The 12196-nt window shown below is 61.9% G+C and carries 10 protein-coding genes; 1 reads left to right on the top strand and 9 read right to left on the bottom strand.

Annotation, left to right across the window (positions count from 1 at the left end; genetic code table 11):
- Positions 1 to 17: 17 nt before the first annotated feature.
- The gene (serB, locus tag ACS5Q8_RS02475; RefSeq protein WP_247401834.1) at positions 18 to 1232 is read right to left on the bottom strand and encodes a phosphoserine phosphatase SerB; all 1215 of its coding nucleotides are present in this window, start codon (positions 1230 to 1232) and stop codon (positions 18 to 20) included.
- 134 nt (positions 1233 to 1366) lie between these two features.
- On the opposite strand from serB, the gene ACS5Q8_RS02470 reads away from it, so the two are divergent.
- The gene (locus ACS5Q8_RS02470; RefSeq protein ID WP_443694628.1) at positions 1367 to 2899 is read left to right on the top strand and encodes an AhpA/YtjB family protein; all 1533 of its coding nucleotides are present in this window, start codon (positions 1367 to 1369) and stop codon (positions 2897 to 2899) included.
- A gap of 180 nt (positions 2900 to 3079) precedes the next feature.
- On the opposite strand, the gene ACS5Q8_RS02465 is transcribed toward ACS5Q8_RS02470, so the two are convergent.
- From ACS5Q8_RS02465 to ACS5Q8_RS02430, 8 genes are all read right to left on the bottom strand, one after another.
- The gene (locus ACS5Q8_RS02465; protein WP_276196050.1) at positions 3080 to 3787 is read right to left on the bottom strand and encodes a PqiC family protein; all 708 of its coding nucleotides are present in this window, start codon (positions 3785 to 3787) and stop codon (positions 3080 to 3082) included.
- A 176-nt stretch (positions 3788 to 3963) separates the two neighbouring features.
- On the bottom strand, positions 3964 to 6228 hold the full coding sequence (parC, locus tag ACS5Q8_RS02460; RefSeq protein WP_443694627.1) for a DNA topoisomerase IV subunit A: 2265 nt from the start codon (positions 6226 to 6228) through the stop codon (positions 3964 to 3966).
- 73 nt (positions 6229 to 6301) lie between these two features.
- Positions 6302 to 7297, bottom strand: a complete 996-nt coding sequence (locus ACS5Q8_RS02455) for an esterase-like activity of phytase family protein (protein ID WP_465159805.1) — start codon at positions 7295 to 7297, stop codon at positions 6302 to 6304.
- Positions 7297 to 9201, bottom strand: a complete 1905-nt coding sequence (gene parE / locus ACS5Q8_RS02450) for a DNA topoisomerase IV subunit B (protein WP_276196047.1) — start codon at positions 9199 to 9201, stop codon at positions 7297 to 7299. The genes ACS5Q8_RS02455 and parE overlap by 1 nt, the downstream gene beginning before the upstream one ends.
- Positions 9202 to 9255: 54 nt before the next feature.
- Complete coding sequence (locus tag ACS5Q8_RS02445; protein ID WP_276196046.1) at positions 9256 to 9864, bottom strand: YqiA/YcfP family alpha/beta fold hydrolase; 609 nt, start codon at positions 9862 to 9864, stop codon at positions 9256 to 9258.
- A gap of 178 nt (positions 9865 to 10042) precedes the next feature.
- Positions 10043 to 10858: a 3',5'-cyclic-AMP phosphodiesterase gene (cpdA, locus tag ACS5Q8_RS02440; protein WP_276196045.1), complete on the bottom strand. Its 816-nt coding sequence runs from the start codon at positions 10856 to 10858 to the stop codon at positions 10043 to 10045.
- 97 nt (positions 10859 to 10955) lie between these two features.
- Positions 10956 to 11405: a DUF1249 domain-containing protein gene (locus tag ACS5Q8_RS02435; RefSeq protein WP_276196044.1), complete on the bottom strand. Its 450-nt coding sequence runs from the start codon at positions 11403 to 11405 to the stop codon at positions 10956 to 10958.
- A complete protein-coding gene (locus ACS5Q8_RS02430; protein WP_276196042.1) occupies positions 11396 to 12013 on the bottom strand; it encodes an NUDIX domain-containing protein in 618 nt (205 codons plus the stop codon). Before ACS5Q8_RS02430 ends, ACS5Q8_RS02435 begins: the two co-directional genes overlap by 10 nt.
- Positions 12014 to 12196: the final 183 nt, after the last annotated feature.

Below are 12196 nucleotides of genomic sequence, written 5' to 3'. Positions count from 1 at the left end.
TTGACCACATTTGTCAGTTACAACTGACCATCGCGGTCGCGAAAGCCCAGCAAATACAGCACACCGTCTAACCCAAGGGTCGAAATCGCCTGCTTGGCCGATTGTTTGACCAGCGGCTTGGCACGAAACGCCACACCCAACCCGGCAATTGCCAGCATCGGCAAGTCATTCGCACCGTCGCCGACCGCAATGGTCTGTTCCAGACGCAAACCTTCCTTGTGCGCCAATTCCCGCAGCAAGTCGGCCTTGCGCTGCGCGTCGACGATCGGCTCCACGGCCACGCCGGTCACCTTGCCATCCACCACTTCCAGCTCGTTGGCGAACACATAGTCGATGCCCAGCTTGGCCTGCAATTGCTTGGCGAAGTAGGTGAAGCCGCCGGACAGGATCGCGGTCTTGTAGCCCAGGCGCTTGAGTTCGGCGAACAGCGTTTCGGCGCCTTCGGTCAGGCGCAGGGAGGCACCGATCGAGTCCAGCACGCTGACATCCAGGCCTTTGAGCAGCGCCAGGCGCTCCTTGAAACTGGCGCGAAAGTCCAGCTCGCCGGCCATGGCGCGCTCGGTGATTGCGGAGACTTGCTCACCGACACCGGCGGCCTTGGCCAACTCGTCGATGACTTCGGCTTCGATCAGCGTGGAGTCCATATCGAACACCGCCAGGCGGCGGTTGCGGCGAAACAGCGAATCTTCCTGGAAGGCGATATCGACATTCAGCTCCTGGGCCACGCTCAGGAAGTCGGCACGCAAGGCTTGGGGGTCGGCCGGCTCGCCGCGCACGGAGAATTCGATGCAGCCCTTGCCTTGGTCAGCCGGCGTGTCCAATGGCATGCGGCCCGACAGACGGTCGATATGGTCGATATTCAAACCGTATTGCGCGGTGATCGAGCTGACGCGCTGCAACTGCTCGGCCGTCACTTTGCGGGTCAACAAGGTCACGATATGGCGTTTTTTGCCCTGGCCAGACACCCACTGCCGGTAATCCTCTTCGGACACCGGGGTAAAGCGCACCTGCTGATCCAGCTTGTACGCGGTAAACAGGATGTCCTTGAGGACGGACGACGCCTGCTCGGTGCTGGGAATTTCCACCAGAATCCCGAACGACAAGGTGTCGTGGATCACCGCCTGGCCGATATCGAGAATGTTCACACCACCCTGGGCCAAAACACCGGTAATGGCGGCGGTGAGACCTGGTCGGTCTTCCCCCGTGATGTTAATCAGGACAATTTCGCGCAAAGCGCACCCCCAGGCTGGAAAAAAACCGCATTCTACCCACTTTCAGTGACCACCGGGCACAGCCAACGCTTTGCCGGTCTTGGGCCTGTCGCTATACTGCGCGTCAATTTCACGGACTAAAGAGCCGAGCTCAAGTGAACCGGCCCACGCCAGTAAAAACCGATAACTTCTTCCTGCTGATCTTCCGGGCACTGCGCCACCGCCGTGTACCGATCGCATTACGCATCGCCAGCCATAACGTGATCCTGGTCGCTCTGGCACTGGTGATCTACGCCTGCGTGATGGGTTTGCAGTTCAAACAGGCCATGCACGAGCAAGCCGATGCCCTGGGCGAGAGCTTGACCACCCAGACCGCCACCTCGGCGACCGAACTGTTGGTGTCCAACGACATCCTCAGCCTCAACGTGCTGCTCAACAACCTGACCAAGAACCCGCTGGTGGCCCACGCCGCCATCTACAGCGTGGACAACCGGATCATGGCCGAAGCCGGGCAACGCCCGAAAAACGGCCTGTTGGGTGAAGCCGAAGGCCTGTACCAGAGCAATATCACGTTTCAGGATGTGAAAGCCGGCCAATTGCGCATCAGCCTGGACATGCAGCAATTCCAGCAGCCGATGACCATCAGCCTGCAAAGCATGGGCATCCTCAGCGCGATCCTGCTAGCCCTGGCCCTGGCCTTGAGCCTGCGCCTGGGACGGCATATCTCCACGCCGCTGATGCAACTGCGCATCTGGCTGCGGGATATCGACGAACACACCCCGGCCACCGATCGTCAGGACGAGATCGGCGACCTTGCGCGCCAGCTTCACGCCAGCTTCGCTCCGGAACCGGGAGCGCCCGAGGTTGAACCCGAGCCCGAGTTCGACGACAGCGATTACGACGACGAGCCCGCCTTTGAAGTGCGCAACCTGCGCGACCCGGGCTTTGACGAAAGCGCGCCGGTCGCTGGCTTGAAGCCTGCACCACGCCATGTGATCAGGGCCGAAGAAGACGAGCTGGACGACGAAGACCCGTTCGCCGACCTGCGCGACACCTCTGCCAGCAGCCCGGTCGTCGCGCCGAAGCCCGCACCGGTAAAGAACGCCGAGCCCCAGCACAGCGCTGTCCTGGCCGTGCAACTGGGTGCCCAGGACCAACTGCGCCGCCTGCCCCGCGCCCGCCTGACGGAATTACTGGAACGCTACCGCGACTGCCTCGACCAGGCCGCCTCGCTCTACCAGAGCGAACTGCACACCCTGAACGATGGCAGCACACTGATGCTGTTCCACAGCGAAGACAGCGGCGAAGACTACCTGACCAACGCCATCTGCTGCGGCGAGCTGCTACGCGCCCTGGGCCATGAGTTGCAGATCGAAGTGGCCGACAGCGGCATCACGTTGCAGTTGCAACTGGGCCTGACCGTCGGCGACGACCTGTTCGGCATGAGCCAAATCGACCTGTTGCTGACCGAGATCGCCCAGGACGCCCTGGCCCTGTCCCAACACAGCCGCAACCTGTTGCTGGTGGAGCGCAAGATCAGTGAAGACACACTGATCCGCCAACGCGCACGTATCCGCCCGATTGCCAGCCCTGAGGGCGCCAGTTGCGTAGAACGCTTGATGGAGCCGTACCCATCGATGCTGGAGCGGCAATTGGCGCGAATGCACGAGACCCGTGCCAAGCACTGACTGACATGTGGGAGGGGGCTTGCTCCCGATGGCGGAGTGTCAGTCAAAACGGCTGCAACTGACACATCGCTATCGGGGCAAGCCCCCTCCCACATTTGGACTCCACACGCCTCAAGTAAATCGCGCACAAACAAAAGGCCCGCTGAATAAGCGGGCCTTTTTTTGTTGGAGCCATTCAGATCAGAACCTGAACACTTCCATGTCCGTGCGGATCGGCGTAGCCATCGGAATTTTCGGCTTTTCCGGTGCAGCCGGCTTGGCCTGTACTGGCGCTTGCTTGCGCGGCGCCTCGGCGACCGGTGGCTGGTTGGCCAATGGTTTGAGGGCCACCGACAATTGCTGAGCCAGATGCTGCAACAGCACGCCCTGGGCCTGGACCTGGGACGCAGTGGTGCCGGCATGCTCTTCCTGCAGATGCACGATGCGGCTATCACGCACCTGGCCGCGGCGATCAATCAAGCGCCATTGCGCATCGAGAATCGCCGGTTGCGAGGTACCGGAGTCGAGCCGGGTAATGGTCAACAAAACCTGCACATCCGGAGAAAAACCGGTGGGCGCAGGCGCCAGGACCACACGCTGACTGTCCAACTGACCCGCCACCTGGCGCAACATCAGTTGGTTGATGTCGGACGACAAACTGCCCGCCCAACGACCATCGGTGGAACCTTGCAGGCTGCCGTCGTTCTGACGTTGTAGCAATGTTTCGCGTTGCAGGTAGTCAGCAACAACAACCGGGCCCAGCAAGACGGCCATGCCAGCGGCTTGAGCTGGCTGAGCCGGACTTCCGCTGTCCAGCTGGTACAGCGACACCGGCTGGTGTGTGCTGCAACCCGCCAGCCCGAGAAGGCCAGCGAGCACGAAAATAAAAGGAAGGCGTGGAGCAGTCATCATCCCATCCAGGCGGCTGCCACAAGGCAAACCACAATGTAATACTAAAAATAACCTAAACACGCTCGGCCACGCCGGCGCTGGAAAGGCCATATCATCCGTGAATATGCGCCATGACTCCAGCGCGAAAGCGTCGATCTACGCGTTAAATCGTAGATCGAGAGCTCTAATCCGCGCTAAACGGGCGTTTCCACCAGTAAAGCATCCACTCGCTGGAAACCACGAGGCAATTTATTGCCGCGCCGGCCGCGCTCACCCTTGTAGTGTTCAAGGTCGTCAGGGCGCAGCGACAACGTGCGCTTGCCGGCCTGAAGCACCAGGGTAGAGCCTTCCGGGATCACCGCGATGTCCGTCACGTACTCTTCGCGACTGGCTACCCGCTCGCCGGGAATACCGATGATCTTGTTGCCTTTACCTTTACCCAACTGCGGCAGGTCGCTGATCTTGAACACCAGCAAGCGCCCTTCAGTGGTCACCGACGCCAGCCAATTGCCCTGGCGATCGTCCACCGACCGCGGCAGGATCACTTTGGCGTTGTTCGGCAGGCTCAACAGCGCCTTGCCGGCCTTGTTCTTGGCCTGCAGGTCTTCGCCCTTGACCACGAAGCCGTAACCCGCATCGGAGGCGATCACATACAGTGAGTCATCTTCCGGCAGCAACACACACTCGAAACTCGCCCCCGGTGGCGGCGTCAGGCGCCCGGTCAGCGGCTCGCCCTGCCCGCGCGCGGATGGCAAGGTGTGCGCCGGCACCGAGTAACTGCGCCCGGTGGAGTCGATAAACACCGCAAACTGGTTGGAACGCCCGGCAGCGGAGGTCTTGAAGCCATCGCCAGCTTTGTACGACAAGCCCGTCGCATCAATATCATGCCCCTTGGCGGAACGAACCCAACCCTTTTCCGACAGAACGACCGTAATTTTCTCGTTTGGCAACAGCTCGGTTTCTGTCAGTGCTTTCGCGTCTGCGCGCTCAACGATAGGCGAACGACGGTCGTCGCCATAGGTCTCGGCGTCTTTGATCAGCTCACTGCGCACCAGCTTCTTGAGCTTGGCTTCGCTGCCCAGCAGGGCTTGCAGCTTGGCTTGTTCCTTGAGCAACGCGTCCTGTTCGTCGCGCAACTTCATCTCTTCCAGTCGCGCCAATTGACGCAAACGGGTGTCGAGGATGTAGTCGGCCTGGATCTCGCTCAGTTCAAAACGCGCGATCAGGTCGGCTTTCGGGTGCTCGGCGGTGCGGATGATGTGAATCACTTCATCCAGGTTGAGGTAGGCAATCAGCAAGCCGTCCAACAGGTGCAGGCGGCGCTCGACCTTGTCCAGGCGAAATTGCAGGCGGCGACGCACGGTCTGCACGCGAAACTCCAGCCACTCCACCAGCAGATTGCGCAGGTTCTTCAGCTGCGGCTTGCCGTCCAGGCCGATGATGTTGACGTTGACCCGGTAGCTGGACTCCAGGTCCGTGCTGGCGAACAGATGCTGCATCAGCACTTCATGGTCGACCCGGCTGTTGGTCGGAATAATCACGATGCGGCACGGGTTTTCGTGGTCGGACTCGTCACGCAAGTCAGTGACCTGCGGCAATTTCGACGGCTTGGCCTGCATCAGCGCGGCGATCTGCTCCAGCACCTTGGCGCCGGACACTTGGTGCGGCAGTGCGGTGACGACAATGTCGCCGTCTTCGACGTGGTAGACGGCACGCATGCGCACCGAGCCCTTGCCGGTTTCGTACATTTTCAGCAGGTCGGCGCGCGGCGTGATGATTTCCGCTTCGGTCGGGTAATCCGGGCCCTGGATATGCTCGCAGAGCTGCTCGACCGTGGCTTTGGGCTCATCGAGCAAGCGCACGCAGGCCGCGGCGACTTCCCGCAGGTTATGCGGCGGTACGTCGGTGGCCATGCCAACGGCGATGCCGGTGGTGCCATTGAGCAGGATATTCGGCAAACGTGCCGGCAACACCAGGGGTTCGTCGAGAGTGCCGTCGAAGTTCGGGCCCCAGTTCGCGGTGCCCTGGCCCAGTTCGCTGAGCAGCACTTGCGAATAACGCGACAGGCGCGCCTCGGTGTATCGCATGGCAGCGAAGGACTTGGGATCATCCGGCGCACCCCAGTTACCCTGGCCATCCACCAGCGTGTAGCGGTAGCTGAACGGCTGGGCCATCAGCACCATGGCTTCATAGCAGGCCGAGTCGCCGTGGGGGTGGAACTTACCGAGCACGTCACCGACGGTACGCGCCGACTTCTTGTGCTTGGAATCTGCGTCCAGGCCCAACTCACTCATGGCGTAGATGATGCGCCGTTGTACGGGCTTCAGGCCGTCGCCGATATGCGGCAAGGCACGGTCCATGATCACGTACATGGAGTAGTTGAGGTAGGCATTTTCGGTGAAGTCAGCCAGCGACCGGCGTTCTACGCCGTCTAAGCTGTCTGCGAGGATGTCACTCATGCGGGCCTCATCATTGTTTGGTAAGGCGCCGCGGAAATGCCGCGGCGCCGGGTCAATTCAAAACAGGGGTGGCTCATGGCTGGGCGCTCCAGCCACCGGCGGGGGCGGCGAAACGATAGACCACCGGGCGTTTCTCACCATCGGCACGCGCGCCGAAATTATTGTCGATGCCCAACCAGGCACCGTCTGCGTCAAGCACCAGGGCTTCGGCCAGGCCATATGGCTGGGCGTAGCGCCGCTCGGGCGTCAGGGTTTCGTCGGCAAACGACCAGCACAGCTCGACCTTAGCGGTGACCGCATCGCGCCGACAAATCTGAAACGCATTGCGCTCCAGGGTAAACAACTTGCCGTTGAACAGCGCCAGGTCGGAAAAATCCTTGGAGACCGCCTTGGCGTTGGGGAACTGCGCCGGCTGCATTTCCTGGCCGGCCTCGCTCAACAGCACGCATGCGCCGTCGCAATCCCATAGGCTTTGCGGGCGTTTGATGGAGATCAGCCCACGCCGCTCACGCTCCGCCGCCAGCCAGATCTGATTGCCTTCGGGGTTCACCGCCAGGCCTTCGAACAAGGCATTGAAATGCAGCAACATACCGCTGGCGCGGGCTTCACGCACCATGCCGGGGGCGATTTTCAACCACTCGGGCGCACCGCTCGCCGGTACTTTCAGCACCGCCGCATGGGCTTCGCTGACCACGTAACGGTTGCCGGCGGCATCGCAACTGATGCCTTCAAAATCCAGGTCGCCACCGCGAATCAGCGACGCGGCCTTGGTGCGCGAACGCAGCCCCCAGGGCAGGCCGGAGTCGGGCACCGGCGGCACGTCGATCGTCACCGTTTCGGCCTGCCAGGTCGGCGCGCTGATATCCAGGCGGTAGATCTGGTCGTCATCGCGGTCGGAAACCGTCCACAATTCTTTGCCACACAAGGCCAGGCCCGACAGGTTACCGCCGCGCATGCCGTCCACCGGGTGTTCGGACACCAGTTTGAGCTCAGCCACGGGCGCGGCGACCGCCTGGGTGGCCGCCAACCCGCTCAACATCAGGATCGCCAGGGCGAAACCTGTGCGCATCAGCCCAGGACCTCGGCGAGGTTGCCTTTGGACTCCAGCCAGGACTTGCGGTCCGGCGCGCGTTTCTTCGCCAGCAGCATGTCCATCATTTCCGAGGTGGCGGCGAAGTCGTCCAGGGTCAACTGCACCAGGCGCCGCGTGTTCGGGTCCATGGTGGTTTCGCGCAGTTGCGGCGGGTTCATCTCACCCAGGCCTTTGAATCGCGTGACCTGCGGCTTGCCGCGTTTCTTCTCGGCGATCAGGCGGTCGAGGATGCCATCGCGCTCGCCTTCGTCGAGGGCGTAGAAAATTTCCTTGCCCAGGTCGATACGGTACAGCGGCGGCATGGCGACGTAGACGTGACCGGCATCCACCAACGGACGGAAGTGCTGCACGAACAGCGCGCACAGCAGGGTGGCGATGTGCAGGCCGTCGGAGTCGGCGTCGGCGAGGATGCAGATCTTGCCGTAGCGCAGTTGGCTGATGTCCGCCGCGCCGGGGTCGACACCGATGGCCACGGCGATGTTGTGCACTTCCTGGCTGGCCAGGACTTCGCTGCCATCGACTTCCCAGGTGTTGAGGATCTTGCCGCGCAACGGCAGGATCGCCTGGAATTCCTTGTCCCGCGCTTGCTTGGCGGAACCGCCGGCGGAGTCACCTTCCACCAGGAACAGCTCGGAACGCATCGGGTCCTGCCCGGCGCAATCGGCCAGTTTGCCCGGCAGTGCCGGGCCCGCGGTGATGCGTTTGCGCTCGACCTTCTTGCTGGCCTTGAGGCGACGCCCGGCGTTGTTGATCGCCAGCTCCGCCAGGGCCAGGCCCAGTTCCGGGTGTTCGTTGAGCCACAGGCTGAAGGCATCCTTGACCACACCAGAGACAAACGCCGCCGCCTCGCGGGACGACAAACGCTCTTTGGTCTGGCCGGAGAATTGCGGCTCCTGCATTTTCATCGACAGCACGAACGCGATGCGCTCCCACACGTCTTCCGGCGCCAGCTTCACGCCGCGCGGCAGCAGGCTGCGGTATTCGCAGAATTCGCGCATGGCGTCGAGCAGCCCCTGGCGCAAACCGTTGACGTGGGTGCCGCCCTGGGCGGTGGGGATCAGGTTGACGTAGCTTTCCTGCACGCTGTCGCCGCCCTCGGGCAACCACAGCAGCGCCCAGTCAACGGCTTCTTTGTTCCCGGCCAGGCTACCGCAGAATGGCTCGTTGGGCAGGCGCTCGAAGTCGCTGACAGCGTCTTCCAGGTAGGAGCGCAGGCCATCTTCGTAGTGCCACTCGACCTTTTCGCCAGTGCCTTTGTCTTCAAAGGTGACCAGCAGGCCCGGGCACAATACCGCCTTGGCCTTGAGCACATGCTTGAGGCGGCTGATGGAGAATTTTGGCGAATCGAAGTATTTCGGGTCCGGGGCGAAGTACACGCTGGTGCCGGTGTTGCGCTTGCCAACGGTGCCGATCACCTGCAGGTCGGTGGCTTTGTAGCCATCGGCGAAGGTCATCTCATATTCGTTGCCGTCGCGCTTGACCCTGACCCGCACCAACGTCGACAAGGCGTTGACCACGGAAATACCCACACCGTGCAAGCCACCGGAGAACTGGTAGTTCTTGTTGGAGAACTTGCCGCCAGCGTGCAGTTTGGTGAGGATCAGCTCGACGCCCGACACGCCCTCTTCCGGGTGGATGTCCACCGGCATGCCGCGACCGTCGTCGGACACTTCCAGGGAGTGGTCCGCGTGGAGAATGACATGCACCGACTTGGCGTGCCCGGCCAAGGCTTCGTCGACGCTGTTGTCGATGACTTCCTGGGCAAGGTGGTTCGGCCGACTGGTGTCGGTGTACATGCCAGGGCGTTTACGCACCGGGTCGAGGCCCGAGAGGACTTCGATGGCGTCGGCGTTATAAGAGCTAGCGCTGGGAGTGGCCATGGGGTCTCGTCGTGATTCGTTCGATTAAAAAGTAACCTGGGATTTGCAAGGCAATTACAGTGCCGCGAAATCGAAGGATTGATACTGATCGGCGCCAATGCCGGCAAAGCTCAACAGCGCCGGCAACTGCCGGGCAAAACCCTGGTAACCGTGGTCGCCACCGGCCTGGATGCGCAAGGCACAGGCCCGGTAATACTGCTGGGCGAGGCGATAATCCAGGGTTTCGTCCCCGGTCTGCAACCACACCTGATAACGCACGGCGTCCTGGGGGGCAGGGACTTCCAGCTCGGCCAGCGCCGTGACGTGATCGTGGGTCAGTTCCCAGGTTTCATCGGTGTAGAGGTTCTTCTGCGTGCCCAGGTAACCGTCGAACATCCGATGGGGGCTGACCGCCGGGTTGACCAGCAGCGCCTTGAGGCCATGGCGTTCAGCAAGATGGGTTGCATAGTAGCCGCCGAGGGAGCTGCCGACCAGCAGTGGCCGCCCCAGTTCCGCGATGGCCGCCTCCAACTGAGGAATCGCCTGACGGGGATGGTGATGCAGGGCCGGCACGCGCAACTGGTCGGCCAGGCCGAGGGTGTCCATCACACCGATCAACTGGCTGGCCTTATTGGACGCCGGCGCGCTGTTGAAACCGTGGATATACAGGATCGAAGCGGACATGCCGGGCTCTCCGTGCTTGCGCCAAAAAGGCGCAGTTTACAGGGATCGGAGTGGCGAGTCCCCTGTCTTCCAGTCACAGCGGAACCCATGTGGGAGGGGGCTTGCTCCCGATGACAGGCTGCCAGTTGATACACGTGGCACTGAACCACCGCTATCGGGAGCACCCCCCCTCCCACCTTCAGTAGCCGTTGCTGGCGTAATCGACGGTAAAAGCAAAGTCTTTGACGCGCTCGACCCCAGTCTCCAACCGCCCGTCGGCATGCAGGCGCAGCCAGCGATAGCCTGGCGCCTCGGTGCTGACGTTGAAGTCTTCGCTGCCCGGCGCGAACTGGATGCAGGTGGACGGCGAGGCCAGCAGGCGCACGCCGTTGCGCTGGCGGTCGATCTCCTGGTGTACATGGCCCCAGAGCACGGCCCGGACCTGGGGAAAACGGTCCAGGACGGCAAACAGCGCCTCCGGGTTGCGCAAGCCGATGGGTTCCATCCACGCACACCCGATGGGCACCGGATGATGGTGGAAACACACCAGATGATGACGGTGCGGCGCTTCGCTCAAGGCTTGGGCCAGCAGTTGCAGTTGGCTGTCCTGCAGATAACCGGGCACCGAACCGGATACGGCGGAGTCCAGCAGGGTAATGCGCCAATTGCCAATGTCGACCACTGGTTCCAGCAGGTCGCTGTGCAGGGCGGCGTGGGCCATGATCTGCGGCTCGTCGTGGTTGCCGGGAATCCAGCGCGTCGAGACACCAAAGAACGCGGTCATCTCACGAAAGTGCTGATAGGAGGCCAGCGTACCGTCCTGGGACAAGTCCCCCGTGGCCAGCAGCAAGTCGACCTGGGGCTGCTGCTCGCGCACGAGGTCGATCACCCGTTGCAAACTTTCGCGGGTGTTCATGCCCACCAGCGTGGCGTCGGCCTCGGCAAACAGGTGGCTGTCGGACAACTGCACCAGCAACGCCGGTGCATCGTGGGTCACGGTGGATACGCGGGGCAAGGCGCTCTCCCAAGGCAATCACAGGAATGGACGTGTGGCGCGATTATGCTGGGCAGGACACAAAGAGGAAACCCAAGGAAGCAGACGCAGTTCACATCTACCGCACCACTGCGAACTCATGGCCCAGGGCCAGGCAGTGGCTCAACCATTCACCGAGGAACACATTGAGTTGTGCTTTCTCATCGGGCTGGTGCATGAACACATTCGGGTAAGGATAGATGCTGCGAAAGCGTCGCGCATGTTCGGCGCTGATGACTTCGGCCATTCGCGCATCGTGGTACACCTGTACTTCCAGTTGCGGCACCGGCAGCCACGGCAGGCTGTGTTCCTGGCGCACGCGCAGGGTGGTGGTGTAGGGGCAATTGACGATGACTTCCAGGGTCAGCACGCCGAGCATCTGGTCGCCGTGGGTCACGGCGATGCGCCGCGCCTCGGGGGCGTGGCGCATGTCCGGCAGCAGGCGCATCAGCCGCGCATAGTTGGCCTCGCAGGCGGCTTGCAGCCCGATCAGGTCAACTCGGTATCGTTCCCGTGCCTTTACTGCCATAACCCCCTCACTTCCGCGCGATTGAGCGCTAGCCATTGCAAGGCAATAATGCTGGGCGCATTGGATATCCGACCATCACGCACCGCTTGCAAGGCGTCTTCGAAAGCCCAGGTGCTGACGCGGATATCTTCTGCTTCTTCTTCCAGTCCATGGACGCCACCGGCGCCCGAACTGTCGCAACGCCCCAGGTACAAGTGGACGAATTCGGTACTGCCGCCGGGCGAAGGGAAATATTGAGTGATCGGCCACAGTGCGGAGAATGTCAGCCCAGCTTCCTCTTCGGCTTCGCGGTGTGCAACCTCCTCCGGCGCTTCATCCTTATCGATCAGGCCGGCGACCATTTCCACCAACCACGGGTTAGCGGTACGGCCCATGGCGCCGACGCGAAACTGCTCGATCAGCACCACTTCATCGCGCTGCGGGTCATAGGGCAGCACGCACACGGCGTCATGCCGCACGAAGACTTCGCGGTTGATCACCCGGCTCATGCCACCGTCGAATTTTTCGTGGCGCAGTTGTACGCGATCGAGCTTGTAGAAACCCTGGTAGGCATTGTCGCGCTGAACGATCTCAATCGTGCTCGGCGTGGATTTCGCGATGTCCGTCATATCCTTCCTCGTTATGCCCGTGCAATTCGCGCCATCCTAACGCGCTCTCGCCGGTTGGCGCAGCCCCTTTCCGGTTGCCGGGATAGACGGCGGGCGTCAAACTCACTCTAATCAGCTTAGTGGCGAACTGACTGCCATGCCGGTAGTCGAAGCTCCATAAATTTCGCGCTTATCGACGGACGA

Source organism: Pseudomonas sp. PAMC25584, from assembly GCF_058135675.1.
This window is presented reverse-complemented; position numbering and strand designations above follow the sequence as displayed.